The organism is Aeromicrobium sp. P2_G6, assembly GCF_056403535.1.
The window spans coordinates 916,512-942,410 of record NZ_JBFUFH010000001.1; the positions used below are offsets into that span (position 1 = coordinate 916,512).

The following is a 25,899-nucleotide window of genomic DNA, read 5'->3' on the forward strand; positions in this document are numbered from 1 at the left end:
CCCGGGAAGTGGCCCGTTGCCCGGAGAAGCGGCGACTCAGTCCTTCGGAGCGTCCTTCGCCCGCTCGAGGGCCTTGGGCAGCAGCTTGACGACATCGACCTTCGCGTCGCCGGCACCCTCGTGCCGCGTGCCCACCACGACGATGCGGTCACCCTGGATCGCGAACACCCGCGCCCCATAGCGAGGCTCGTCCGATCCCGATGTCTCCTCATAGCCCAGCACGCCGGGGTCGAGACCGGTGAGAGGGGTGAACTCGCTCGGCTCACTCGCGGCGCACTCGGCGATCGCACCTTTGACGCGATCCAGTTCGGCTTCGAGAGAGCTGTAGTTGACGGACTTGCCGAGGGCGATCGAGCTGACGTAGTCGTCGTTCTCGAGGATGTACGAACGCCCGACGATCTCGGGCTTGTTGCCGATGATCAGACTGGCTTCGGCTTCCTTGATCTGACTGCACACCGACACCCACGGGATATTCGTGATGTCGGAGACCTTGCTCACCGACGGCAGGTCGTCCTCTTGCAGCACACCCTTCGCATCGTCATCGCCCCCACACGCCGCGAGGGTGCCACACAGGACCAGTGCCGCCACCATCCCGGCGCGCACGTCAGCCGCCGGCCGGCTTGTAGTAGTTGAGGAAGTCGTTCTTGTAGGACGTCTCGAGGTCCAGGTTGGTCGCATACTCATTGACCCCGTTCATGGCGCTCTGCGTGTACTGACTCATGTCCTCGGGCTTGATGTCGCCCGGGCTGATCAGGCTGCCGTTCTGGATCCACATGTCTGGCACCTCGTCGCGCGGGATGACCCCAGCGTCGACCAGAGCGAGGAAGGCGTTGACCTTGACCCGGCTCGCACCCTGCTCGGCGCGCGTCTCGGCCTTGTCGGTCGCACCTTCGGCCTCGGAGGCGAAGTGCTCCCCCGCGGCGTCAGTGCCGAGCTCGACCGCCTTGCCCCAACCGAAGTCGAGCGCCTTGCTGCCGAGCTCACCCACCTGCTCGGCGCCCGGCAGAGGCACGAGGCCGGCCGCCTCGCTCACGAGGTCGATGTACGCCTGTCGCTGTGCGTCTTGGTCCTCCGCGGCGCTGATCTCGACCTGCCCGACGGAGTACTCGGTGAACCCGGTCAAGGCCGAGGTGCGCTCCAGCACGTCACGCAACTCGGTGCGTACGCCCGGATCATCGGGGTCGAGGCCCAGTGCGACAGCGGCGTTGTTGAGCTGGGTCTGCTGGAACGCGCCGACCCCCTCAGCGATGCTCTGCATGCCGTCCTCGGTGCCCATGGCGACTTGCATGAGGGAGTCGAGGTCACCCTTGAACAGCTCCGGATAGTTCTCGAAGCTCCCGAAGTGCTCGAGATTGAACTCCACATCACGGGGCTTCCCGCTGTCCTCACCGTTGCGCAGCGCCTGGTCGACAGCCGGCATGTAGAACTTCAGCATCTCCGCGAGATAGGGCGACGCATCCTTGGCGTCCTCGGGGTTGAACCCGTCGTTGTCGGCGATGTTGTGGAGGAACGACGAGGCGATCGTCGTGGTCAGCTCCGCATCCTTGGCCAGGTTGTCGGCGTCGGTCGTGATGCCCTCCGCCGCCATCGTGATGCTCTTGAAGCCGTCCTCGGACCAGTCGCGGTCATTGAAGTAGAAGTCCTGCCGATCCTCGCTGTCGAAGAACCTGAGGCCGGCCGAAGGGTTGGCGGCGAAGTTCTGCATGATCGCGGCCATCGGGTCGTCGTACATCAGCTCGTCCTTCTCGACGAGCGGGCTGTAGCCGTTGTGGCTGTACCAGTAGGTCGCCTCCATGTCGCCGTCGTGCATCTGCTGCTCGAACTGGTCGAGGGTCGACGCGGCGCTCACCAGGAAGTCGTCGGAGTAGCCGTGCTCCTGCATCAGGAACGTCAGGATCGATGCGCCGTACATGCCCTGGGCGTTGGGGTACTTCTCCTGGAACGCCTGCTGCTCCTCATCGGTCAGCATCGGCGCGGTGGAGTAACGGACCATGTCGTCGGCGAACATCTGCGCATACGTGAGGCTCGAGCTGTACGGCAGGGGCCGGTTCTGCCAGGACTCGGAGTTGGAGGCCGTCGCCAGGCCGCTGCGCATGTGCTCCGCGAGGTCACGCAGCTTCTCCACGTCGAGCGCGCTCGAGCCCATGATCGAGGTGACGTTGCCGAGCACGCCGACCGTGCCGTCGGGTCCGAGGGTCTTGAACATCGAGCTCATGACATCCGGATCGTCCTGCTGGCCGGCAAGGATCTCGTTGAGCCGGTCGAGGTCGTCCTCGCTGGTCTTGTAGTCGACGTCGTTGAGCGCCTCGGCGAGCTCAGTGCCCAGCATGTCCTTGGCCATGTCAAGGGTGTCGAGCGCGACGTCGTAGCTCGCATGCCCGGTGTCGCCGCTGTCGAGCAGCACCGCGAGGTCATGGCGCACCTGGAGCTCGGGCTCCTGGTCGCGCAACCAGCGTGACTTCTTGCCCAGCTCACCGTCGGTCAGCGAGGGAAGGCCGACCGGCGTGCCGGACATGGCTCGCGAACGTTGGGCGTCGATGCCGTCGGCGAGGCTGGTGAGTGCCGTGATGGCAGACTTCAGCTTTGCGATGTCGATGTTGACCGTCGTCACGATGCCCCCCAAGGCGTCCACACTTCTGACGAGCAGACTAGCAAGCACGGACACCTGCAGGAGTCGGAGCGTGGACCGCTCAGCTCAGCGGGTGGCGAGGGCTCGTTCCTGGGCTGCGGACAGTGCTGTCGTGACGGCTTGGTCGACCGCCCTGGTCTTCTTGAGGCCCGGCACGGAGTAGATCAGTGACGTCATCTCGCCCGAGGTGCACATCTGCGCGGAGACCCCGGAATCCTTCTCACTGATGGGCACGAGCGTGATCGTCGTCGTGGCGCCCCGCTTCGCTCCGCCGATCTCGGCCAGCGTCGTGAACGCGTCACAGGCCTGCTTGCCGGTGAATTTCGAGGCGTTCGAGAGCAGCTTCTTGGCTCGCGCGAGCTCCTTCTTGTCATCGGCGGTCTTGACGTCGCCGGATGTCTCCAGCTGGTGCACGACCTGGGGCAGGGTCTTCGCCCAGGCCTGCGCGGGCAGCGTCGTGACCTGGATCAGTGCCGAGCTGGCCTGCCACCGGCACTGGCTGCTCTGGTCGCTCCCGCTCGTCGCGACGACCTGGTCGATCGCCGAGCCGACGAGCGCCTTGCGGTCGGCCGCGGTCAGGAATGAGCACGCCGGCTCGTTCGGGTCGACCGTCGCCTGCGGCGTCGCCGACGCACTGGGCGTGGGGTCGGCTGCCTTCGGGTCGCTGCCGCCGCCACTGCACGCGGCCAGCGACAACCCCGCCACCATGGTGACCGCCGCAGCTCGCAGGATCACAGGGCGATGCCGACGTACTTGGTCTCGAGGTACTCCTCGATGCCCTCGGCGCCACCCTCACGGCCGAAGCCTGAGGCCTTGACGCCGCCAAAGGGTGCGGCCGGGTTGGAGACGATGCCCTGGTTGAGTCCCACCATGCCGGTCTCGAGGCCCTCGTAGACCCGCACAGCCCGCGAGAGGTCCGACGTGAAGGCGTACGCGACGAGTCCGTACTCGGTGTCGTTGGCCATGCGCAGGGCGTCTACCTCCTCGGTGAACGTGAAGATCGGCGCGACCGGTCCGAAGATCTCCTCCTTCGCGAGCCGCGCCCCGAGCGGTACGTCCGACAGCACGGTCGGCGAGTAGAAGTAGCCCTCGCCGTCGGGCGCCGAACCGCCGGTCAGGACCGTGGCGCCCTTGCCGACCGCATCGTCGACGAGCTCGGCGACCTTGTCGCGCTGCTTGGCCTCGACGAGCGGGCCGACGTCGACGCCGTCCTCGGTGCCACGGCCGACGGACAACGCCTGCATCTTCTGGGTGAGCTTGCTGCCGAACTCCTCGGCGACCGACTCGTGGACGATGAACCGGTTGGCCGCCGTGCAGGCCTCACCGATGTTGCGCATCTTGGCGAGCATCGCGCCCTCGACCGCCTTGTCGATGTCGGCGTCGTCGAACACCAGGAACGGCGCGTTGCCGCCCAGCTCCATCGACACACGGAGCAACCCCTCGGCACTCTGCTCGACGAGCGAACGGCCGACCTCGGTCGAGCCGGTGAACGTCAGCTTGCGCAGGCGCGGGTCGCGGATCAGCGGCTCCATCACCTCGCCCGTGCTCTTGGTCGTCACGATGTTGAGGACGCCGTCGGGCAGGCCGGCCTCAGTCAGGATGTCGCCGAGCCGCAGCATCGACAGCGGGGTGAGCGCGGCCGGCTTGACCACCATCGTGCAGCCGGCGGCGATCGCGGGGCCGATCTTGCGCGTGCCCATCGCCAGCGGGAAGTTCCACGGCGTGATCATGAGGCAGGGCCCGACCGGCTGCTTGAGCGTCAGCAGACGGGTCGCACCGTTGGGGGCGACGGAGTAGCGGCCCGCGATGCGTACGGCCTCCTCGGAGAACCAGCGGAAGAACTCCGAGCCGTACGCGATCTCGGCCTTGGCCTCCTTGATCGGCTTGCCCATCTCGAGGGTCATCAACAGGGCGAGCTCGTCGGCGCGCTCGGTGATGATCTCGAACGCCTTGCGCAGGATCTCGCCGCGGTCCCGCGGTGGTGTCGCAGCCCAGTCGGTCTGTGCAGCAACGGCGGCGTCGAGCGCGGCCTTGCCGTCGGCGACGCTCGCGTCGGCCACCTCGACCAGGGTCTGGCCGTTCGACGGGTCCTCGACGGCGAACGTCTTGCCGCCCTCGGCGTCACGCCACTGGCCACCGATGAACAGCTGCGGGTGTACGGCGCCGACGACTTCCTTCTCACGTGTCTCGGTCATGCCGTCACCTCCATGAAAAGCCCACGATACGGAGGCGTCGGCATGACTGCTCTGATGTTTCGCTCGCTGCGCTCGCTCATGATGCCCAGCGTAAGACGGTCGTCCAGCCCCTGCCGTTCAGGCGATGCGGCGGGCGCGGAGCTTGTAGACGACGAACCAGACGATCGCGGCGACGACCGCGAGCACAAGGGCGTACTTGAGGTAGTTGCCGTACTTCTCGACCTTCTCCCAGTTGTTGCCGAGCTGGTAGCCGGCGACGATCCAGATCGTGTTCCAGATCAGGCTGCCGGCCGTCGTGAAGACGAGGAACCGCGCCACCGACATCTGCTCGACGCCTGCCGGGATCGAGACGAGGCTGCGGATCGCCGGAACCATCCGGCCGAAGAACACCGCGGCGGCGTCGTTGCGGGCGAACCAGGCCACACCCTTGTCGATGTCGCGCGCCGTCACGAGCGGGATCTTGGACAGCACGTGGCGCGTACGTTCGAGGCCGAAGACGCGCGAGATCCAGTAGAGGATCAGGGCTCCGCCCACCGAGCCGATCGTCGCGGCGATGATCACGGCGACCAGCCCGAAGTCGCCGCGCTCAGCGCTGAACCCCGCCATCGGAAGGGCCACCTCGCTGGGCAGGAACGGCAGGATCGTCTCGATCGCGAGCACCAGGCCGACACCCAGCAGGCCGATCGAACCCATGATGTCGGCGACCAGCCCGGCAAGTCCGGAGTCGGGCACGCTCGACGACTCGGTCATCAGGGTGGTCAGTAGGGTCACGGGCATGAGCGTATCCGTCAGGCTCAACCCGTACGTCGTCGTCGGCGGCCTCGCCAGTGTGGCATTGGTCGCGGGCGCATTCGCGTACGCAGGGGATGACGACCCGGTGAGCGGCGACGTCCCTTCGGCCACGCGGATCCACACCCCCACGAAGTCGCTCGACATCATCCGATCAACGACGCCGGCACAGTCCGCCGTCGGAGTCTCCGCACGCCTCTATGACGCCTCGCCGGTGGCGGTGCTCGCCGACGGTCGCGATCGGCGAGCCCAGAAGATCGCGATCACGACGGCCACGACCTTGGGGGTGCCGGTGTTGATTGACGATGCCAGTGCGCCGGCGGAGCTCAAGCGGCTAGGCGCGCGGCGCGTGCTGACGTTCGGAAAGACCCGTGCCGTCGAGGGTGCACGAGCTGTGCCGCTCGACCCCGCAGGCGCGGACGATGCCGTCTCGAAGCTGCGTGGCACCTTGGCCCGCCGCAACGATCGCCGCATCGACGCGATCGTCATCACCCGATCTCGTACGGCCAATGCCGCGGCCGTCGCCTCGGCACGCAATGCCGGCGCCGACGTCCTCCAGATCCGCGACGCGGACCCCCGCCGCAACACCGCCGTGGCCAAGGCCCTCGCGGCTCGCCCGGACACCCCCGTCATCGCGCTCGGCACGCCGTTCACGCGAGACTTCGCATACTCACTGGCTGTGGTCCGCAAGCGCATCGTCCAGCCGACCGGCGGCTACCTCGCCCTGCCGGGCAAGCACTACACCGCGATGTACGGCCATCCGGGCGTCCCGTCACTCGGCGTGCTGGGCGAGCAGGGCGTCAAGGCATCGATCAAGCGGGTCCAGCGGCTGGGGCGCAAGTACGAGCGCGTCGGCGGGGCTGAGTTCGTGCCGACCTTCGAGATCATCGCAACGGTCGCGTCGGGCGGGGCAGGCAAGGACAAGAACTACTCGGCGGAGTCGTCGATCAAGACGCTCACGCCGTTGATCGACGCTGCCCAGAAGGCCGGCGTGTACGTGATCCTCGACCTGCAGCCGGGGCGGACCGACTTCCTGACCCAGGCCAAGCGCTACCGCTCACTGCTCGAGCGCCCCCACGTCGGCCTCGCGCTGGATCCGGAATGGCGACTCAAGAAGAAGCAGAAGCACCTGCGCCAGATCGGCTCGGTGCAGGTTGCCGAGGTCAATCGCGTCGGCGACTGGCTGGCCGGGCTCACCCGTCGCAAGGCGCTGCCGCAGAAGCTGTTCGTCCTCCACCAGTTCTCGCTCTCGATGATCAAGCACCGCGGCCGGCTCGACACGAGTCATGCCGAGCTGGCGACCGTGATCCACGTCGACGGCAACGGACCGCAGGGCGCCAAGCAGGGCACCTGGAAGACGCTGCGCCGGAGCGCTCCTGACGGCGTGTACTGGGGCTGGAAGAACTTCGTCGACGAGGACCCGCACATGCTGACCGCCGAAGAGACGTGGAAGCAGGTCAGGCCACACCCGTCCCTGATCTCGTATCAGTGACTTGCTTCGCTGGTTGAGGTGCGAAGGCCGCCCGCGGCCGAAGCCTCGAAACCAGTCACGAAGCGCTGCGCGACGGCTGGGCTGGGTGGTCAGCTCACGGGGTTTCGACAGCTGGCGGCTTCGCCGCGCTTCGACTCAACCTGGGTTCGGCGCTCGCTCGCAGAGCTCGCTCGACCTCACCCAAAAAAATCACCGGCAGCCGCACCGGGCGGCTCGGCGTCGCGGGCCATCGGCGTGAAGCGCGAGTAGTGGCCCTGGAAGCTGACGGCGACCTTGTTGACCGGGCCCGAACGGTTCTTGGCGATGATGATGTCGGCCTCGCCGGGTCGCTCGGACTCGCCGGCGCCGTGCGCGTCGGGACGGTTGAGCAGCAGCACGATGTCGGCGTCCTGCTCGATCGAGCCGGACTCACGCAGGTCTGACAGCTGCGGGGTCTTGTCGGTGCGCTGCTCGGAGCCACGGTTGAGCTGGCTGATGGCGACGACCGGGAGCTCGAGCTCCTTGGCCAGCAGCTTGATCTGACGCGAGAACTCCGAGACCTCGACCTGGCGGTTCTCGACCCGCTTGCCCGACGTCATCAGCTGGAGGTAGTCGATCACGATCATGCCGAGGCCGTACTGCTTCTTGATGCGGCGCGCCTTGGAGCGGATCTCGGGCATCGTCATGTTGGGGCTGTCGTCGATCACGATCGGCGCGCTCTGCACGCGGGGCATCGCCTTGCTGATGGCATCCCAGTCGCGCTGGTGCATGCCACCGCCGCGCATGTGGGAGATGCTGACACGCGCCTCGGCCGAGAGCATGCGCATCGCGATCTCGGCGCCGGTCATTTCCAAGGAGAAGATCGCGCTGGGGATGCCGTGCCGGATCGAGGCCGACCGGCAGAAGTCGAGGCCGAGCGTCGACTTGCCGACACCGGGTCGGGCGGCGACGACGATCATCTGGCCTGACCGGAAGCCGGTCGTCAGCTTGTCGAGGTCGGGGAATCCCGACGGCACACCCGTCATCTGGCCGTCGCGGCCCTGGATCTCCTCGATCTCGTCGATCGTGAGGCTCATGAGCTCGGCGACGGACTGGTAGTCCTCAGCCTGGCTCGTGCCGTCGACGTCGAGGACCTCCGCCTGCGCGCGGTCGACGATCTCGGCGACGTCGCCCTGGCCGGCCTGTCCGAGCTGGGCGATGCGTTGGCCGACCTCGACGAGGCGCCGCAGCACGGCCTTCTCGCGGACGATGTCGGCGTAGAAGTCGACATTGGACGCGATCGGCACACCGGCGACCAGGGTGTGGAGGTAGGGGGCGCCACCGATGCGGCCCACGTCGCCGCGGCGCTGCAGCTCGGCGGCGACCGTGATCGCGTCGGCCGGCTCGCCACGGTTGGCCAGGTCGCAGATCGTGTCGAAGATCAGCTCGTGCGCGGGACGGTAGAAGTCGCGACCCTGCAGGATGTCCGAAGCCGGGTCGATGGCCTGCTTGCTGATGAGCATGGCGCCGAGAACGCTCTGCTCGGCGGCCAGGTCCTGTGGCGGAACGCGTCCGGAGCCGGGGTCCTCGCTGGGCCCTGGTGCAGCCTCGTAGAGGTCCGTCACGCTCACAGAACTATCCCCTTTCGCCCTTGCTTCACGGTAACGGTCGGTACTGCCATAACCCTGGAAGACGCCCTGGCCGATGGTGCCGACCCGTCACAGTAGGCCTGTCCGGGGCGCAATCACAGACAGCGCCACACAGGGGGTGTGTGCAACCTCCAGGAAGCTGTGGAAAACGCCGCCAACCATGTGCACAGTCCGTGGACGAAGGTGTGGACAAGCAGAAACCTTTGACACCGGGCAGCGCTCTGACCTGCACAAACGTGTGTGCACCCGTGTGGAGACAAAATAGTTTGGACCGGTCCGTCATCCACGGGTGCCTGTTCATACACTTGTCGACAAAACCCGTCACTTTGCCCCCACGACACCATCTGGTCACGTCCGGAAAGGCCTGAGATGCGCCTCTCGCGCGACGTCGACCGCAAGATCCTCCGCGTCGCGGTTCCCGCCTTCTTCGCCCTGATCACCGAACCACTCATGCTGCTCGCCGACACGGCGATCATCGGCCACCTCGGCACCCCGGAGCTGGGCGGCCTCGCCGCTGCATCGGTCGTGCTCGGGACGGTCGTGGGGCTGTGCGTCTTCCTGGCCTACGGCAGCACCGCCACGGTGGCGCGGCACCACGGCGCCGGCGACGACCGTACGGCTCTGGGCCTCGCGGTCAGCAGCTTGTGGCTCGCCGTCGGCCTCGGAGTCGTTCTCGGACTGGTCACTGCCGGCGCCAGCGGGCCGTTCACCGACGCCCTGTCGAGCTCCTTGTCGGTCGCGGGATTCGCGCAGGACTATCTCCTCGTCTCTGCCCTGGCGCTGCCCGCGATGCTGCTGATCCTGGCCGCCACCGGCGCCCTGCGCGGTGTCCTCGACCTCCGGACGCCGCTGATTGCGACGATCGTGGCCAACGTCCTCAATGTCGTGCTCAACCTGACGTTCGTCTACGGATTCGACTGGGGCGTCCGCGGGGCCGCGGCCGGCACCGTGCTGGCCCAGTGGTTCGCCGCCACGTGGCTCGTGACGATCGTCGTGCGTCGGGCCCGCCGCGCGCGTGCCGCCACCCGTCCGCGTACGGCCGAGATCGTCGGCACGGCTCGCGTCGGCGTCCCTCTGCTGGTCCGCACGATCACGCTGCGTGCCTCCTTGGTCCTGGCGACGCTCGTGGCCGCGCAGCTCGGCGACGTACCGCTCGCGGCCAACCAGATCGCAGGCGTCATCGTGACCTTCCTCGCCTTCGGGCTCGACGCCATCGCGATTGCGGGGCAGACCCTGACCGGTCGCTCCCTGGGCGCGGGCGACGCGGAGAGCACCCGCGCGCTGACCAACCGGATGGTCGGCTGGGGCGTCGCGACCGGTCTGGTGGCCGCCGTGCTGCTGGCGGCCGCCGCGCCCTGGTTGCCCGGGCTGTTCAGCTCCGACCCCGCGGTGCAGGACGCACTCGTGCCCGCGCTGCTCGTGGTGGCGGCGATCCAGCCCCTGTCGGGCGTCGTGTTCGTGCTCGACGGCGTCCTGATCGGCGCCGGCGACGGGCCCTACCTCGCATGGGCCGGCCTCGCTGTCCTCGCGGCGTACGCTCCGCTGGTCCTGGCCGTCGGGTGGACCGACGCAGGCCTCACCTGGCTCTGGGTGGCGTACGGCGGCTTCATCGCGGCCCGTCTCGTGACGCTGTGGCGTCGCCAACAGGGCACCACGTGGATGGTCCTCGGGGCGAGCCGTTCGGCAAACTGATGTCGTGATCACCGAGGAGTACGCACCTGGCCGGCTCGTTGACATTCACGGCGAGGGCCAAGAGGGTGTCGTGCTCCTGTGGCACGGACGCGGACCCAACGAGCGTGCCGCCCTCGCGCCGCTGGCCCGGCCCATCACGCTCTCGGGCGTACGCGTGCTGGCAGCGGACTGGGACTCGACGGCCACCGACAACGGCCGCGCTGACGTGCTCGGGTCGCTGGCACACGCGCGACGCGCCGCGGCCGACCTCGGCATCGACCCGCGCGATGTCGTGGTCGCCGGTTGGTCCCTCGGCGCGACCGCGGCGCTCAGTCTGGCCATCGCGCCCGGCGGTCCCAGCCACACCGTCCTGCTGGCTCCCGGCGACGGACCCCGGGCGGTCTCAGCAGTCACCGGTGAGCCGCTGCCGGCGGTGTTCCCGGCTCCTGCAGACGGGCGCACGATCGACATCCTGCACGGCAGCCGCGACGACATCTCCCACCCGGACCTGGTCCACGGTCTGGCCGCGCGGCTACGGGCGTCCGGCTGGGCGCCGACCGTGACGGAGCTGGCCGTCGACCACTCCGGCATCGTCGGGCTCGCCGTTGATCCCGAGACGCAGCGATACGTCGCGGCCCAGGACCCCATCACGCTCGAGGCGACCGAGCACGTCGTGGCCGCGATCGTCGCGGCGGCTACTGCTTCTTGGTGAAGCCGACGACGGTCCAGTCGGGCTGCTCGAACTGCGCGGCACCGTAGTTGACGAGTCCCTTGCGTACGGCGACGGCGATCGGAGTCACCGCGAGCGGTACGACAGTGGGATTGGCGAACACCCACTCGTCGAGCTTGGCGACACGCTTGAGCCTGAGCTTGTCGTCCAGGGTGCCGGTCGTGACGCCCCAGCCCTTGCCGAACCGGTCCTCGCTGACGCCGGTGTAGTTCTGGGGCGAGTCCGCGGGGTAGAACATCGACTCCGCCGCGCCGATCGGGAACGCCGAGCCGCGGCGTACGAACGTCACGATGTCGAAGTCGAGCGGGATGACGAACTGGTTGAAGAACTTGTCCGCAGGCACGCTCTTGACCTTGACGGCGATGCCGACCTTGCTGAGGTCCTTGGCGATCGTCGATGCCCGTCGCTGGTTGGCAGGTGTGTTGGCCGGCACCGGCATGACCAGCGTCAGCCGCGCGCCCTTGCGGGTGCGTACGCCGTCCGAACCCTTCTTCCAGCCCGCCTTCGTGAGCAAGGACTCGGCCTTGTCCGGGTCGTGGCCGATCGAGGCTGACGAGTCGACGTAGCCCTGCTGGCCCGGCACCAGCATGACGCTGCCCAGCGGCGTCGCCGGGGCGCCGAGCGGAGCCGACGACTGCTTGGCGATCGCGTCGCGGTTGATCGCGTGCGCGACCGCGCGACGCACGTTCGGATCCTTGAGCGGGCCGCGACCGCCGTTGAGGGTGACCTGCGACCACTCGACGCCGGCGGCGCGCTGGATCGAGGAGTCCTTGGCGGCCTTGGCGATCTTGTAGGTGTCGGCCTCGAGGTCGACCGCGTCGAGCCCGTCGGCCGCGAACGCCTTGGCCAGCACGTCAGGCGAAGCGACCTGGAACGTGATCTGCGACAGCTTGGGCTTCTCGCCCCACCATCGGGGGTTGGGCTTCTCGGTGATCGTGCCCTTGCGGGTGTCGATCGACGACACCAGGAAGGGGCCGTTCGACGAGATGGCCCTGGTGCGGAACCCACTGTTGAACATCTTGGCCGACGCCGAGACGTTGGCAGCGAGTCGCGGGTAGATGTAGAGCGGCCATTCGGCGTTGGGCCGCTTGAACGTCACGGTGTAGTCGAATTTCGTCTTGCCCTGCTCGACCGACTTGATGTCGTCGTATCCCTCGGTCGACGCGACCTCGTAGTCGTCGTCAGAGCCGTTGAGGGCCTTCCAGTACGCCTTCATGTCTGCGGCGGTGATCGACGTGCCGCCCTGCCAGACCGCACGGGGATTGAGCCGCACCGAGATCGTCAGCGGATCGGTGTCTGCGACCTTGATCGACTCGGCGTAGTCGTGGTCGACCTGCCAGCCGCCGTTCGCCGTGATCCGGACGGCGCCGCCGACGGTCGGGGCGAGGATGCGAGCGGCATCGGTGTTGACCGCGTCGGGGTGCTGGGGATTGAAGTTGCCGGGGATCGCCGGCGTGCCGAGTCGCAGCGAGCCGCCCTGGGCAACCTTGTCGCGACCGGCGACCTGCCACGACGTGTTCTTGAGCGTGGCGTCGGCGGCGGACGTCGTCGCCGACGGCTGGTCATCCGATGACGTCTGCGAACAGCCGGCAAGCACGAGGCTTCCGGCTAGCAAGGCGATGGGGGCCGCGAGATTCCGCATGGTCGAGTAGCGACCACCTCGGCGGGCCAGGGAACCCCTGGTCCTGACCCGCCTGAGGTGGACTACTTGGACGCGACGACGTTGAGCTTGACCTGCGCGCTCACGTCGGGGTGGACGCGTACGGACACCGTGTGGGCGCCGAGCGACTTGATCGGGTTGCCGACCTCGATGCGACGCTTGTCGACCTTGGCACCGACCGCGGCCAGGGCCTCGGCGATGTCGGAGACCGTGACGGCGCCGAACAGGCGGCCACCGGCACCGGCGTTGACCGAGACGTTGATCGGGTTGGCCTCGAGGTTGCCCTTGATGCTCTGGGCTTCTTCGAGGTCGTGGACCGCGTGCGCCTCGCGCGCGGCCTTGATCGACTCGACCTGCTTGGCAGCGCCCTTCGACCAACGGATGGCGAAGTTGCGCGGCAGCAGGAAGTTGCGGCCGTAGCCGCCCTTGACCTCGACGATGTCGCCGGGGGCTCCGAGGTTGGTGACCTCGTGGGTGAGGATGAGCTTCATCAGAACCTCCTTAGCGGCTGGTCGAGGTGTAGGGAAGCAGAGCCATCTCGCGGGCGTTCTTGATGGCCTTGGCGATGAGACGCTGCTCCTGGACGGTGACACCCGTGACCCGGCGCGCGCGGATCTTGCCGCGGTCCGAGATGAACTTGCGCAGAAGCGCGGTGTCCTTGTAATCGATTTCGGTGACCTTGGCCGCGGTGAGCGGGTTGCTCTTCTTCTTCGGCTTCCGGACTACTGGCTTTGCCATGTTGCTCCTGAACTTGATGCTGACGTGTGTTTAGAAGGGGGGCTCGTCGGTCGTGCCGGCGTTGCCGCCCCAGGCGTCAGACCCACCCTGTGCCGCGGGCTGCGTCGACCACGGGTTGCTCTGCGCAGCTCCGCCGCCACCGGCGTTGCCGCCGCCGCCCTGGCCGCCACCGAAGTCGCCACCGCCGGAGCGGTTGGCCTTGGTGACCTTGGCAGTGGCGTAGCGCAGCGAGGGGCCGATCTCGTCGACATTGATCTCGACGCTCGTGCCCTTCGATCCGTCCTGGCGTTCGAAGTTGCGAATGCGCAGGGCGCCCGTCACGATGACGCGCTGACCTTTCTGCAGCGACTCCGCGACGTTCTCAGCCAGCTGACGCCATGCGGCGCAGCGGATGAACAGCGCGTCGCCGTCCTTCCACTCGTTGGTCTGGCGGTCGAACGTACGAGGCGTCGACGCAACGGTGAAGTTGGCAACCGCGGCGCCCGAAGGAGTGAACTTGAGCTCCGGGTCGTCGGTGAGGTTGCCGATGACGGTGATGACGGTTTCGCCTGCCATGACGCAGCCTTTCGGGTTTGGGGTGTCTGACTCCAGTGAACCGCAGTGGTGCGACACCTTGCGAGGTCGCGTGCGGTCCTTGTGGACATCTCTGTCCTTGGGGTCGGGCCTACTTCACGTCGGGACGTGTGACCTTCGTACGCACAACCGACTCGTTGAGCGTGAGCTGACGATCGAGCTCCTTGACCGTGGCCGGCTCCGCCTGGAGCTGGACGACGGCGTAGATGCCCTCGTTCTTCTTGTTGATCTCGTAGGCAAGACGACGCTTGCCCCACACGTCGACGTTGTCGACGGAGCCGCCGTCCTGGCGCACGACGTTGAGGTACGTGTCCAGGCTGGGGGCGACGGTACGTTCTTCGAGATCAGGATCGAGGATGATCATGACTTCGTACGGGCGCAATGACATTCAGTCTCCTTCGGACTAAACGGCTACGGGGCCTCCGTAGCAGGAGTGGGCTGCCAACTGGCAACCGCAGAAGTCTACGGGAACACCGGCACGCGCGGCTAATCGTCCTGCGATCTCACAGGTTGCCGCTCTCAGATGTTGCGCTTCCAGACGACTTCCTCGTGGAGCTTGCGGCTGCGCCAGCCGTCAGGCGTACGCGTCATGGTGTGGTGATAGAGCCCGCCGATCTCGACGACCTTCTCGCCACCGGCGCCGTCTTCCATCGTCATCGGGTTGTGGAAGTACGCCGTCACGTCGGCCTCGTCGCCCCGGAGCTCGACGTCGACCTGTCCCAGCGTGTGCATCAGCTTGCGGAAGAACGCCGGGAGCACCTCGGCGAGCCACGGCTTGGCCTCCTCGTACGACCCGGCGATGCCGCCGGACTCGGTGTAGTCGATCTCGGCATCGGGCGTGAAGACCGTGTCGAGCCTGTCCCAGTCGAAGGTGTCGATGGCGCGCGTGTAGCGAATGAGCACGTCGCCGATCTCGATGCGGTCGCTGATCTCCTGAAGGTTCACATCAGCACTGTGGCAGAAAACAAGAACACGTTCTATATTTCGACAAGCTTCAACAACCGAAAAGAGTTCCGGATGCGATTCACCTACGCCGAGGCCATGACCCAGGCGAAGTACTACGCCCCGCTGGCCCAGGCCGCCGAGGCAGCCGGCTACACCTCGATGACCGTCGCCGACTCGTTGATCTATCCCAAGGAGTCGGACTCGAAGTACCCCTACACCGACACCGGCGACCGGGAGTTCCTCGAGGGCAAGGAGTTCATCGAGGCGATGGTGCTCTGCGCGCACCTGTTCGCGGTCACCACGACGCTGCGGCTCACACCGTTCGTGCTGAAGCTGCCGGTACGCCCGCCGGTGCTCGTCGCCAAGCAGGCATCGTCCCTCGCGTTCTTGTCGGACAACCGGCTGGGGCTCGGCGTCGGCATCTCGCCGTGGCCCGAGGACTTCGCCAACCTGCAGGTCGACTGGGCCCGGCGCGGCAAGCGGATGGACGAGTGCATGGACATCCTGCGCGGCCTGACGACCGGGGAGTTCTTCGGCTATCACGGCGAGTTCTACGAGATCGACGAGCTCAAGCAGTGCCCTGCGCCGACGGAGAAGATCCCCTTGCTGGTCGGCGGCCACGTCGACAACGCGCTGCGGCGTGCCGTGCGCAAGGGCGACGGCTGGATGCACGCCGGCGGTGACGGTGAGGAGCTCGACCGGCTGCTCGCCCGTTTGGCGGAGATCCGCGAGGAGGAGGGCGACACCCGCGACGACTTCGAGGTCCACGTCATCTCCTACGACGCGTACGACCTCGACGGCATCAAGCGCCTGGAGGACAAGGGCGTCACCGACTGCATCGTCGGGTTCCGGATCCCGTACATCAAGGGCCCCGACACCGAGCCCCTCGAGACCAAGATCAAGCACCTCGAGCAGTACGCGGAGAGCATCATCCACAAGATGTGACCCAGATCACATTCACAGATGTCCGATCGGGCCTGTTTCGGTCGTCCCCTGGGTGAGACGTTCACAGGGAACGTACGCCACCCGAAAGGCCCTGACATGACCCAGTACGCAGCACTCATCTACACCCATGACGGCGACTGGACGTCCCCCGAGGAGGCGGAGACGACCAAGGCGTACGCCGAGTTCAGCGAGAACCAGGCCGCCACGATTCGCGGCGGTGCGGCCCTCCACCCGACCTCGACCGCGACCGTCGTGCGGGTCCAGGGCGGCCGAGGCGGTGACGTCGTGACGACCGACGGACCCTTCGTCGAGGCACGCGAGGTCCTCGCCGGTTTCTACCTCATCGAGGCCGACGACCTCGACGGGGCCGTGGCGATCGCCTCCGAGATCCCCGGTGCCTGGGACGGCGCGATCGAGCTGCGGCCGGTCATCCAGTTCGACTGAGCGTGTCCGAGCCGTCGTCGGTCCTGGCCGATCTCGTGCGGGATGAGGGTCGTCGCGTCCTGGCGACCCTCATCCGTACGACCGGCAGCATCACGATCGCCGAGGACGCCGTCCAGGAGGCGGCGATCGCGGCCTTGGAGCACTGGCAGACCGACGGCATACCCGACAATCCGCGGGCCTGGCTGACCACGGTCGCCCGGCGCAAGGCGCTCGACACGATCCGGCGCGAGGCGGGACGGGGCGACAAGGAGGTGCGGGCGATGGACCTGCTCGGCGGCCCGAACGACGTCCCCGACTCCGTCGTCCGCGACGACCAGCTGCGCCTGGTCTTCACCTGTTGCCACCCGGCGCTCTCGCTGGCGACCCAGACGACGCTGAGCCTCACGACGCTGTGCGGTCTCAGCGTTGCCGACACGGCGAAGCTGATGCTCACGACCGAGGGAGCGATGGCCCGACGGCTCACGCGGGCGAAGCACAAGATCGCGGTCGCCGGCATCCCCTACCGGATCCCGCCCGCCGCCGAGCTCCCCGAGCGGCTCGAGGCCGTGGCGACGACGGTCTACCTGCTCTTCACCGCAGGGATCGCCGGCGGCGACGAGCCCGTACGCCCGCAGCTGTGCGACGAGGCGATCCGGCTCGGACGGCTCCTCGTCGAGCTGATGCCGGACGAGTCCTCCTTGCAGGGCCTGCTCGCCCTCATGCTGCTGACGGATGCCCGGCGGGTGACGCGTGCCGACGCCGAGGGCGAGCTCGTGCTGATCGCCGACCAGGACCGGTCGCGCTGGGACGCCAGCCGCATCGCCGAGGGCGCTGCGCTGGTCGAGGGCGCACTACGGCGATCCCGGCACCGGGCCGGACGGTTCGAGCTGGAGGCGGCGATCGCGGCGTGCCACGCGACAGCGAAGTCGTACGCCGAGACCGACTGGAGCGACATCATCGCGCTGTATGACCGGCTGCTCGAGCTGACGCCGACCGACGTCGTCCGGCTCAACCGCGCTGTGGCGGTCGGCGAACGGGACGGGGCGCAAGCCGGGCTCGACGAGCTCGACCAGCTCTCTGGCCTCGACCGCTTCCATCTGTGGCACGCCTGCCGGGCCGAGCTGCTCCTGCGCCTCGGCCGTACGAGCGAGGCTGCGGCAGCGTTCGACGCCGCGGTCGCCTGCGATCCTCCGGCCGCCGACCGCCGCCACCTGGAGCGTCGGCTCGCGGCGCTCGGTTGCTGACCAGGATGTCGGCACCTGTGGGGCGGGCAAGGGGCTCCGGAGGTACAGAAGCGCCGACATCTGGTCCAGCTACTCCGTCGTGATGGCTCTCAGCACGTTGAGCCTGGCCGCGCGACGGGCCGGCAGCACAGCTGCGAGCACGCCGACGAGCCCGGCAATGACGACGAACACCACCAGCCGCGTCCACGGGATCGCGAGGTCCGTGATGCCCTGGTCGGCGACCGCCTTCTGCAGCACGATGCCGAACAGCAGCCCGGCCGCGATGCCCAGCAGTGCTCCGAGGACCGCGATCGCGATGGCCTCGAGCCGCACCATGCGGCGCAGCTGGCTGCGGCTCAGGCCGACAGCCCGCAGGAGCCCGACCTCACGCGTACGCTCGATGACGCTCAGCGCGAGCGTGTTGACGATGCCGAGCACCGCGATGATGATCGCGAGCCCGAGCAGGGCATAGATCAGGTAGAGCAGCTGGTCGACCTGCGACCGCTGCGCCTTGGAGAAGTCGTCCTGGTTCTGCACCGTCACGGTCGGGAACGCCTTGGTGGCCTCCTCCAGGCGCTTGCCCAGGGCGGCCTGGTCGACGCCGTCACCCGCGTTGATCGCGATCGTGGAGTCGGCGCGTTGCACCTGTCCGGCCGTGATCGTCGAGAACGGCGTGATCGCGTTGGCGACGACATACGTGGACTTGTAGATGCCGACCACCGTGAGCGGCACCTTGCCGGAGGCGAAGCCGAGCTTGACGGTGTCGCCGACCTTGGCGCCCAACGAGTCCGCCTTGTCCTCGTTGAGCGCGATCTGGCCGTCCTCGAGGGCCGGCCCGCCCTTGACGTAGTCGATGTCGAAGATCTCGCCGAGTGCGCGGGAGTCGCCGGCCGTGATGTTGGTCCGGTCGCCGTCGATCTTGGCCGAGGCGACCTGGGTCGGCGCCACGGTCTTGACGCCGTCGACGGCCTTGATGTCGGTGGCGATCGCCGGCGAGAAGGGCTGGCCGATCGCGTTGGACACGAGGTAGTCGCTGGTGAACTCCTTCTTGACCCCGACGTCGATCGACTTGTTGATCGAGGCGCCCAGCACCGACATCGTCGTCACCAGCGCGAGGCCGATCATGAGCGCCGAGGCAGTCGCGGCCGTACGTCTGGGGTTGCGCAGCGAGTTCTGCGTCGCCAGCTGGCCGACCGTGCCGAACAACCGTCGGTAGACCCGGCCCATCGCGACCAGGACCGGCACGGCGAGCACCGGGCTCATCAGGGCGATCGCGATCAGGATCGCGAAGATGCCGAGGCCGACCTGGGACGCTCCCGACGAGCCCTCACCGATCAGCCCGGTCGTCAGCAGCGCGACGCCCAGGATCGCGAGGACCACGCCGACCACGAGCCGACGCCGGATGGAGCCTTCCGGGAGGGCCACGTCGTCGCGCATCGCGGCGACCGGCGCGATGCGTGATGCCCGGCGGGCCGGCAGGTAGGCCGCGAACATCGTGACGAGGACCCCCACGACGTACGAGACGACGGCCGTCTCCGCCTCGAAGATGAGCGGGCTGCCGGTGAGGTCGAGCCCGAAGTTGGCGAACAACGCGCGGAGGGCGGCCGCGAGTCCGAACCCGACGCCCAGGCCGAGAGTCGAGCCGATCAGCCCGACGACCGCGGCCTCGACCAGGACCGACCTCGTGACCTGTGGCCGGGAGGCGCCGAGCGCGCGCAGCAGGGCCAGCTCGCGGCTTCGCTGCGCGACGAGGATCGAGAAGGTGTTGATGATCAGGAAGGTCCCGACCACCAGGGCGATCGCGGCGAAGATCAGCAGGAACGTGTTGAGGAACCCGAGGACGGTGTTGACGATGCTCTTGACCTCGTCGGCGACCTTCTTGCCGGTGATCGCCTCGGCGTCCTTGGGCAGGAGCGGCTTGACCGCGTTGACGACCTGTTGCTGGCTGACGCCGTCCTCGGCTGTCAGCCCGATGCTGGTGTAGGCGTCCTTGCCACCCAGGAACAGGTCCTGCGCCGTCCGGGTGTCGAAGAAGACCAAGCTCGCACCGGCCAGGCCGCCGCCGGTGAACTCCGCATAGCCGACCAGGGTGGCCTCGAACCTCGGCTGGTTGCCGGCGGTGACCATCTTGACCGTGTCGCCGATGGCGTAGCCGGCCGACTTGGCTGACTTCTCGTCGATCGCCACCTCTCCGCCGCGGGGCGCCCGGCCCTTCGCGATCCGCACCGACGTGTCGCCATTGGCGTTGGGGGCGTCGCTGAAGTTGAACGAGAGTGTCGGCGCGCCGGTGCCGCCGAGCAGCTTGCCGTTCTTCTTGACGACGAACAGTCCCTGCCCGTCGACCGACCCGTCGGCGCGAGCCACACCTGGCGCGTCCGCGAGCTGCGGCACGAGCGACGCCGGGATCGTCCGGTTGTCGATGTTGATCGCGTCGGTGAACCCGCCACTGGTGTCGAGGCCGGTCAGTCGTACGGTCGCGTCGCTGACCGAGCCGTTGACGATGTTGTCGAAGCTCTTGCCCATCGTGTCGGTGAAGATCAGCGAGCCCGACAGGAACGCGACGCCGAGCACGATCGCGAACGCGCTGAGCAGCAGCCGCAGCTTGCGGGCGAGGAGGTTGCGCAGCGTGACCCGCAGCATTCAGGACTCCAGGGCGCGCGTCTGCAGCGCCGTCATGTGCTCGAGCACCGAGTCGGCCGTCGGCGACCGCATCTCGTCGACGACCAGGCCGTCGGCGAGGAAGATGACGCGGTCGGTGTAGGACGCGGCGATCGGGTCATGCGTCACCATCACGATGGTCTGCCCGAACTCGGTCGCGCTCCGGCGCAGGAAGCCCAGCACCTCCGCACCGGAAGTCGAGTCGAGGTTGCCGGTCGGCTCGTCCGCGAACACGATCGACGGGCGGCTGACCAGTGCACGGGCGCAGGCGACGCGCTGCTGCTGGCCGCCGGACATCTCGTGCGGGCGGTGGCGAAGCCGGTCGCGCAGCCCGACGGTGTCGATCACGGTGTCGTACCAGCCCTCGTCGGGCTTGCGGCCGGCGATCGACAGCGGCAGGAGGATGTTCTCCTCCGCCGTCAGCGTCGGCACGAGGTTGAACGCCTGGAACACGAAGCCGATCCGGTCGCGTCGCAGCTCGGTCAGCGCCTTGTCCTTGAGGGTCGCCAGCTCGATGTCCCCGACCTCGACATTGCCGCTCGTCGGGGTGTCGAGGGCCGCCATGCAGTGCATCAGGGTCGACTTGCCGGAGCCGGACGGGCCCATGACGGCGGTGAACTCGCCGCCATACATTTCGACGCTGACGCCGTCGAGCGCCCGGACCTCGGCGTCGTCCTTGCCGTAGACCTTTGTCAGGTCGGTCGTCCGGGCGGCGACCGTGCGGGTGGGTGCCTCGGTCATGGGATCTCCTGATCGATGGGTTGGTGCGTCGCGGTAGGTCAAACCTATCGGCGCCGGCCGGTCACGTCGGTGGGTGAAAGTCCTGTCCTGACCCTGACATCCGTCACGACCTCACGGGTCGGTGAGTACGGTCGTGGGGTGGACTTCGAGATCGTGTCGCTGCTGGTGTCGCCCGTGCGCCGCTACGAGGGCCGACCGGCGGACGGTCCTGATCCGTACGACATCGGGGACGAGCTGGTCGAGTCCGTACGCGTGCGGGCGCACAAGGGCCTCGTGGGCGATCGCTACTTCGGCACGCGGTTCGCGTTCGCCGCGATGACCCTGATCGCGGCGGAGAGCATCGAGCAGCTCGAGCGTGACATCGCCGCGGACGGGCTCTTCCCGCTCGCGAACACGCCGTTCGATCCGGCCCTGGCCCGGCGCAACCTGGTCACCCGCGGGCTCGATGTCGACGCCCTCGCGCGTACGACCTTCACCCTCGACGCCGGCCATGGGCCGATCCGGTTCCGGTCGATGACGCCGGCCAACCCGTGTGCGTGGATGAACACGGTCTACGCACCGGGCGCACACAAGGCGCTTCGTGGACATGCCGGCATCCGCTGCGAGCCGCTCGACGACGGCGAGCTGTCGGTCGGCCCGGCGACAATCGCCGACATCACGCCGATCCCGCCCGAGGAGCTGACCCGCCGCATCAAGTCCGCCCCGACGGTCTAGCCGCCGCGGTTTACCAGGAGAACGTGGTAAACCGCCACTTCACCAGGCAAATCTGCCCGGAGGAGTGGCGGCTTGCCCGGAGAAGTCCGAGGTCAGACGTCGGAGCTGGCCGCCCAGATGTTGATGCCGGCCTCGACGGCGTACGAGTCGATCTCGGCAAGCTCCTCGTCGGTGAAGTCGAGGCGTTGCGCGGCCTTGAGGTTCTCGTCGAGCTGCTCGACCGACGAGACGCCGATCAGCGCCGAGGTCACGCCACCGGGACGAAGCGTCCACGAGATCGCCATCTGGGCGAGGGTCTGGCCGCGCTTCTTCGCGATCGCGGCGAGACCCTTGAGGCGCTTGCGGTTGTCCTCGTTGGCCATCGACTGGTTGAACGAGCCGCGCTTCTGCGACCGCTCAGGGTCGGCACTCTCGACGTACCGGTCCGACAGCAGGCCCTGCGCCAGCGAACCGAAGCCGATCGAGCCGACGCCGTGCTCGTCGAGAACGGTCGTCAGTCCCTCCTCGATCCAGCGGTTGATCATCGAGTACGACGGCTGGTGGATCACGATCGGCGTGCCGAGGCTGTTGGCGATCGCGACCGCCTCAGAGGTGCGCTCAGGCGAGTACGACGAGATGCCCGCATACCGAGCCTTGCCCTGGCGGACGATAGCGTCGAGCGCACCGATGGTCTCCTCAAGCGGCGTGCCCGGGTCGGCGCGGTGCGAGTAGAAGATGTCGACGTGGTCGACCGACATGCGCGCGAGTGACTCCTCGAGGCTTGCGAAGAGGTACTTCCGCGAGCCGAAGTTGCCGTAGGGTCCCGGCCACATGTCGTAGCCGGCCTTGGTCGAGAGGATCAGCTCGTTCCGGTACGCCTTGAAGTCCGTGCGCATCATGCGCCCGAAGTTCTCCTCCGCCGAGCCGTACGGCGGGCCGTAGTTGTTGGCCAGGTCGAAGTGCGTGATGCCGTTGTCGAAGGCGTGGCGCAGCACGGCGCGCTGGTTGTCGAACGGGAAGTTGTCACCGAAGTTCCACCAGAGGCCCAAAGACAGCGGCGGCAGGAACAGGCCCGAGCGGCCGACCCGGCGATAGTCCCAGTGCGTGTAGCGATCCTCCGCGGCGACATAGGGGCGGTGGATCTCGGGAACAGGGTCGGCGAACGAGGCGCTGTCGGTCATGGCACCACGCTAGTCCGCTGCGAAATGTCGTCACCAGGTCGTACGTTCGGGGCATGGTCGACCAGGTCATCGAGCTCCGCCAGTACACCCTCAAGCCGGGCACCCGTGACGGTTTCATCGAGCGATTCGAGCGCGAGTTCCTGGACACTCAGGAGGCCGTCGGCATCCATGTCCTCGGCACGTTCATCGACCTCGACGATCCCGACCGGTTCGTGTGGTTCCGCGGCTTCGCGTCGCTCGGCGAGCGAGCCACATCGTTGGCGGCGTTCTACGGCGGGCCGGTGTGGGCCGCGTGGGGTGACGAGACCAACGCCGACCTGGTCGACTCCGACGACGTGCTGATGCTGCAGCCGCGCCCGGGCAAACCGGGCATGCCGGTGTCCGTGTTCGGCGAGCTCGCCATCCGGGTGTGGGCGGTCAGCTCCGACGTCGAGGATTCCGCGCTCGTCGCGGCGATCGATGCCGGAGGCGGAGATGTGCTGCTGACCCACCCGGGTCCCAACGACTTCCGGCTGCCTGTTCGCGACGATCGCGTGATCGTGGCGCTCGGCGGTGACGGCCTGCCGGGAGACGAGCTCCAGCGGCTGCGGCTCGCACCGACGACCCGCAGCGTGCTGCGCTGATCAGAGCAAGCGTGCGACCGCCAGCACGACAGGCTCGGCGACTCCGGCCCACGTGCCGGTCAGCACCTCGTCGCCCTCGGGCGCCGTGCCGTCGAGCACGCGGCGGACCTCGAGCCCGACCGGCGGGACGTGCGACCCGCTGCCGCTGCCCTTGACCCGAACGGCCGGCTCCGCGATCTCGGTGTGGCCGTCGGCGAACTCCCGGACGAGCTCGGCCTGGGTGCCCCCGGTCAGGATCGTCGCGGCGAGCACCGCCTGATAGACCGGGTCGCCGATCGCGTCATAGATCCAACGAGGACCCAGCACGGTGTGGTCCATCGTGCCGACCAGGAACGAGTCGGCGCCATCGAGCGGCGCGCCGCGATAGGTCCACGGCACCTGAAAGGTCGGCCCGTCACCAGCACGTACGAGGTGGGTCTCCATGCCGACCTCGCCGTGGGGGTCGTCGAAGCGATAGGAGCCGAGGTGCTGCAGCGCCGAGACGTCCCCGCTGAACCACGGCTGGGTCGGCAGCCAGGTCGCGAGCAGCTCGGGCTTGGTCGGGGTGATGTCGGCATCGCCGTGCAGGATCGCCATGACCCGAACCTATCGGAGCCACCTGACACGATGGCCCCATGCAGATCGTGGTGCTCGATGACTACCAGCAGGTGGCGGCGACGCATGCCGACTGGGACTCCCTCGGCGCCGAGGTGACCTTCCTCGACCGCCACCTCGAGGGTGCCGACCTCGTCGCGGCACTCCAGCACGCACAGGTCGTCGTCGCGATGCGCGAGCGTACGCCGATCACCGCCGAGCTCCTGGCCCAGCTGCCCGCGTTGCAGCTGATCGTGACGACCGGGCGACGCAACGCATCGATCGACGTCGCCGCAGCCCGCGAACGCGGCATCCCGGTGTGCGGCACCGGCGGGCTCGCCTCGTCGACGGTCGAGCACACCTGGGCGCTGATCCTCGCGGCGGTGCGGCACATTCCGGCCGAGGACCGGTCGATGCGCGACGGTGGCTGGCAGAAGACCGTCGGCACCGGCCTCGCCGGCGGCACCCTCGGCGTCATGGGCCTCGGCCGGCTCGGCTCACGGGTCGCAGCGATCGGTCAGGCGTTCGGGATGGAGGTCGCGGCCTGGTCGCAGAACCTCGACGCCGAGCACGCCCGGTCCCTCGGCATACGCCCGGTGTCCAAGGCCGAGCTGATGGCCGAGTCCGACGTCGTGACGATCCACCTGGTGTCGAGCGCACGCACGCACCACATCGTCGGCGAGGCAGAGATCGCCGCGATGCGCCCCACCGCGTACCTGGTCAACACCTCGCGCGGGCCGCTCGTCGACACCGCGGCACTGCTGGACGCGCTGCACGCGGGGCGCATCGCCGGTGCCGCGATCGACGTCTACGACACGGAGCCGCTGCCCGCCGAGGACCCGCTGCGCACCGCACCTCGTACGGTACTGACGCCGCACCTCGGCTACGTGACCGTCGACGGCTACGACGTGTTCTTCCGTGAGGCGGTCAAGGACATCGCGGCCTGGCAGGCGGGTGCGCCCGTCCGGGTGCTCGATTAACGCAGACGAGTGATCTCGACCTCGACGAACAGCTCGGAGCCGCCCGCCGTCGAGAAGATCCCGCGCAGCGGCGGGCTGTCGCCGTAGTCGCGTCCCTTCGCGACCACGACGTGGCGTGGTCCGGGGGTGATGCCGTTGGTCGGGTCCCAGCCGACCCACTCGCCGTCCCACCACTCGATCCACGCATGTGACTCGCCCGCGATCGACTCGCCGATCACCGGATCCGGCGATGGGTGGAGGTAGCCGGAGACATATCGCGCGGGGATGCGCGCCTCGCGCAGCACGCCGAGCGTCAGGTGGGCGAAATCCTGGCACACGCCGTTCTTGCTGTCCCATGCGTCGGCGGCGGTCGTCGTGACCTCGGTGCTGCCCGGCAGGTACTTGACCCGGTCGTGCAGGAAGCCGGCCGCGGCCAGGGCGTACTCGCCGGGGGTCGCGGCGTCGGCGCGGATGGGCGCCAGCTCGGTCAGCAGGGACGGTGCCGGCGCCACCCAGGAGGAGAGCTCGAGGAACTCGCAGTACTCGTCCTGCACCGTGAGCAGGTCGTCCCAGGACGCCGAGTGTGGCCGGGGCGGGTGCTCCTGCGTCTCCACCGTCGCCGTCGCCACGACCGTCAGGTCGGTGTGCGGGTCCTGCACCTCGAACGACGTCACGGTCGTGCCCCAGTAGTCGCGGTACTCATAGCTCCACGGCGTCGGCGTGATCTCGAGGCGCGAACGCAGGACGTACTGCTCCGACGTCGTCATCGGCGTCATCCGTGCCTCGTTGAACGACGCGGCCGCGCCTCGCTCGTAGTGGTAGCCCGTCGTGTGCCGGATCCGCATCTGCAT

26 protein-coding genes are annotated in these 25,899 nt (G+C 68.1%); 9 read left to right on the forward strand and 17 right to left on the reverse strand.

What is annotated here, in order from left to right; translation table 11 throughout:
• Nucleotides 1-36: 36 nt before the first annotated feature.
• The 5 genes from AC1DVU_RS04460 to AC1DVU_RS04480 all read right to left on the reverse strand — a co-directional run bounded on the left by AC1DVU_RS04460 (nt 37) and on the right by AC1DVU_RS04480 (nt 5,595).
• Complete coding sequence (locus AC1DVU_RS04460) at nt 37-603, reverse strand: hypothetical protein (RefSeq protein WP_476921221.1); 567 nt, start codon at nt 601-603, stop codon at nt 37-39.
• A gap of 1 nt (nt 604) precedes the next feature.
• The gene (locus tag AC1DVU_RS04465) at nt 605-2,611 is read right to left on the reverse strand and encodes a DUF6571 family protein (protein WP_476921222.1); all 2,007 of its coding nucleotides are present in this window, start codon (nt 2,609-2,611) and stop codon (nt 605-607) included.
• 84 nt (nt 2,612-2,695) lie between these two features.
• Complete coding sequence (locus tag AC1DVU_RS04470) at nt 2,696-3,364, reverse strand: hypothetical protein (protein WP_476921223.1); 669 nt, start codon at nt 3,362-3,364, stop codon at nt 2,696-2,698.
• Entirely contained in the window at nt 3,361-4,824 is a 1,464-nt protein-coding gene (locus AC1DVU_RS04475; protein WP_476921224.1) for an NAD-dependent succinate-semialdehyde dehydrogenase, read from the reverse strand. The genes AC1DVU_RS04470 and AC1DVU_RS04475 overlap by 4 nt, the downstream gene beginning before the upstream one ends.
• A gap of 117 nt (nt 4,825-4,941) precedes the next feature.
• Nucleotides 4,942-5,595 carry a DedA family protein gene (locus AC1DVU_RS04480; RefSeq protein ID WP_476921225.1) on the reverse strand — a complete coding sequence of 218 codons (654 nt, stop codon included), beginning with the start codon at nt 5,593-5,595 and terminating at the stop codon, nt 4,942-4,944.
• A 4-nt stretch (nt 5,596-5,599) separates the two neighbouring features.
• On the opposite strand from AC1DVU_RS04480, the gene AC1DVU_RS04485 reads away from it, so the two are divergent.
• Entirely contained in the window at nt 5,600-7,105 is a 1,506-nt protein-coding gene (locus tag AC1DVU_RS04485) for a hypothetical protein (protein WP_476921226.1), read from the forward strand.
• Nucleotides 7,106-7,281: 176 nt separating this feature from the next.
• Here the strand turns inward: AC1DVU_RS04485 and dnaB are convergent, their stop codons facing one another.
• Nucleotides 7,282-8,694 carry a replicative DNA helicase gene (gene dnaB / locus AC1DVU_RS04490; RefSeq protein ID WP_476921227.1) on the reverse strand — a complete coding sequence of 471 codons (1,413 nt, stop codon included), beginning with the start codon at nt 8,692-8,694 and terminating at the stop codon, nt 7,282-7,284.
• A gap of 387 nt (nt 8,695-9,081) precedes the next feature.
• Between dnaB and AC1DVU_RS04495 the strand changes: the two genes are divergently transcribed.
• Together AC1DVU_RS04495 and AC1DVU_RS04500 are read left to right on the forward strand one after the other, a co-directional pair.
• Nucleotides 9,082-10,404, forward strand: a complete 1,323-nt coding sequence (locus tag AC1DVU_RS04495) for an MATE family efflux transporter (protein ID WP_476921228.1) — start codon at nt 9,082-9,084, stop codon at nt 10,402-10,404.
• Between the two features lie 4 nt (nt 10,405-10,408).
• A complete protein-coding gene (locus AC1DVU_RS04500; RefSeq protein ID WP_476921229.1) occupies nt 10,409-11,095 on the forward strand; it encodes an alpha/beta hydrolase in 687 nt (228 codons plus the stop codon).
• On the opposite strand, the gene AC1DVU_RS04505 is transcribed toward AC1DVU_RS04500, so the two are convergent.
• From AC1DVU_RS04505 to AC1DVU_RS04530, 6 genes are all read right to left on the reverse strand, one after another.
• Entirely contained in the window at nt 11,079-12,755 is a 1,677-nt protein-coding gene (locus tag AC1DVU_RS04505; RefSeq protein WP_476921230.1) for an ABC transporter family substrate-binding protein, read from the reverse strand. The genes AC1DVU_RS04500 and AC1DVU_RS04505 overlap by 17 nt on opposite strands.
• 62 nt (nt 12,756-12,817) lie before the next feature.
• Nucleotides 12,818-13,264 carry a 50S ribosomal protein L9 gene (gene rplI / locus AC1DVU_RS04510; RefSeq protein WP_476921231.1) on the reverse strand — a complete coding sequence of 149 codons (447 nt, stop codon included), beginning with the start codon at nt 13,262-13,264 and terminating at the stop codon, nt 12,818-12,820.
• Between the two features lie 10 nt (nt 13,265-13,274).
• Complete coding sequence (gene rpsR, locus AC1DVU_RS04515) at nt 13,275-13,511, reverse strand: 30S ribosomal protein S18 (RefSeq protein WP_332663096.1); 237 nt, start codon at nt 13,509-13,511, stop codon at nt 13,275-13,277.
• A gap of 30 nt (nt 13,512-13,541) precedes the next feature.
• Entirely contained in the window at nt 13,542-14,066 is a 525-nt protein-coding gene (locus AC1DVU_RS04520; RefSeq protein ID WP_332663093.1) for a single-stranded DNA-binding protein, read from the reverse strand.
• 109 nt (nt 14,067-14,175) lie between these two features.
• Nucleotides 14,176-14,466 (reverse strand): 30S ribosomal protein S6, encoded by a 291-nt coding sequence (gene rpsF / locus AC1DVU_RS04525; RefSeq protein ID WP_056215410.1) that lies wholly within the window; start codon nt 14,464-14,466, stop codon nt 14,176-14,178.
• Between the two features lie 137 nt (nt 14,467-14,603).
• On the reverse strand, nt 14,604-15,029 hold the full coding sequence (locus tag AC1DVU_RS04530) for a nuclear transport factor 2 family protein (RefSeq protein WP_476921232.1): 426 nt from the start codon (nt 15,027-15,029) through the stop codon (nt 14,604-14,606).
• Between the two features lie 72 nt (nt 15,030-15,101).
• Here AC1DVU_RS04530 and AC1DVU_RS04535 point away from each other — a divergent pair, with 72 nt between their 5' ends.
• The 3 genes from AC1DVU_RS04535 (at nt 15,102) to AC1DVU_RS04545 (ending at nt 17,641) form a co-directional block, all read left to right on the forward strand.
• Complete coding sequence (locus AC1DVU_RS04535) at nt 15,102-15,974, forward strand: TIGR03619 family F420-dependent LLM class oxidoreductase (RefSeq protein WP_476921233.1); 873 nt, start codon at nt 15,102-15,104, stop codon at nt 15,972-15,974.
• A 96-nt stretch (nt 15,975-16,070) separates the two neighbouring features.
• A complete protein-coding gene (locus AC1DVU_RS04540; protein ID WP_476921234.1) occupies nt 16,071-16,418 on the forward strand; it encodes a YciI family protein in 348 nt (115 codons plus the stop codon).
• Nucleotides 16,419-16,420: 2 nt separating this feature from the next.
• The gene (locus AC1DVU_RS04545) at nt 16,421-17,641 is read left to right on the forward strand and encodes an RNA polymerase sigma factor (RefSeq protein ID WP_476921235.1); all 1,221 of its coding nucleotides are present in this window, start codon (nt 16,421-16,423) and stop codon (nt 17,639-17,641) included.
• 69 nt (nt 17,642-17,710) lie between these two features.
• Here AC1DVU_RS04545 and AC1DVU_RS04550 read toward each other — a convergent pair whose 3' ends face one another.
• Entirely contained in the window at nt 17,711-20,260 is a 2,550-nt protein-coding gene (locus AC1DVU_RS04550) for an ABC transporter permease (RefSeq protein ID WP_476921236.1), read from the reverse strand.
• Complete coding sequence (locus AC1DVU_RS04555; RefSeq protein WP_476921237.1) at nt 20,261-21,019, reverse strand: ABC transporter ATP-binding protein; 759 nt, start codon at nt 21,017-21,019, stop codon at nt 20,261-20,263.
• A 138-nt stretch (nt 21,020-21,157) separates the two neighbouring features.
• On the opposite strand from AC1DVU_RS04555, the gene AC1DVU_RS04560 reads away from it, so the two are divergent.
• Nucleotides 21,158-21,733, forward strand: coding sequence for an MOSC domain-containing protein (locus AC1DVU_RS04560; RefSeq protein ID WP_476921238.1), 576 nt, complete (start codon nt 21,158-21,160; stop codon nt 21,731-21,733).
• A gap of 92 nt (nt 21,734-21,825) precedes the next feature.
• Here AC1DVU_RS04560 and AC1DVU_RS04565 read toward each other — a convergent pair whose 3' ends face one another.
• Nucleotides 21,826-22,893, reverse strand: a complete 1,068-nt coding sequence (locus tag AC1DVU_RS04565; RefSeq protein WP_476921239.1) for an aldo/keto reductase — start codon at nt 22,891-22,893, stop codon at nt 21,826-21,828.
• 53 nt (nt 22,894-22,946) lie between these two features.
• On the opposite strand from AC1DVU_RS04565, the gene AC1DVU_RS04570 reads away from it, so the two are divergent.
• Nucleotides 22,947-23,516, forward strand: coding sequence for an NIPSNAP family protein (locus AC1DVU_RS04570; RefSeq protein ID WP_476921240.1), 570 nt, complete (start codon nt 22,947-22,949; stop codon nt 23,514-23,516).
• Here the strand turns inward: AC1DVU_RS04570 and AC1DVU_RS04575 are convergent, their stop codons facing one another.
• A complete protein-coding gene (locus AC1DVU_RS04575; protein WP_476921241.1) occupies nt 23,517-24,092 on the reverse strand; it encodes a CG0192-related protein in 576 nt (191 codons plus the stop codon).
• 38 nt (nt 24,093-24,130) lie between these two features.
• Here AC1DVU_RS04575 and AC1DVU_RS04580 point away from each other — a divergent pair, with 38 nt between their 5' ends.
• Nucleotides 24,131-25,069, forward strand: coding sequence for a D-2-hydroxyacid dehydrogenase family protein (locus tag AC1DVU_RS04580; RefSeq protein ID WP_476921242.1), 939 nt, complete (start codon nt 24,131-24,133; stop codon nt 25,067-25,069).
• Here AC1DVU_RS04580 and AC1DVU_RS04585 read toward each other — a convergent pair.
• Nucleotides 25,066-25,899 carry a transglutaminase family protein gene (locus AC1DVU_RS04585; RefSeq protein WP_476921594.1) on the reverse strand — a complete coding sequence of 278 codons (834 nt, stop codon included), beginning with the start codon at nt 25,897-25,899 and terminating at the stop codon, nt 25,066-25,068. The two genes, AC1DVU_RS04580 and AC1DVU_RS04585, sit on opposite strands and share 4 nt — an antisense overlap.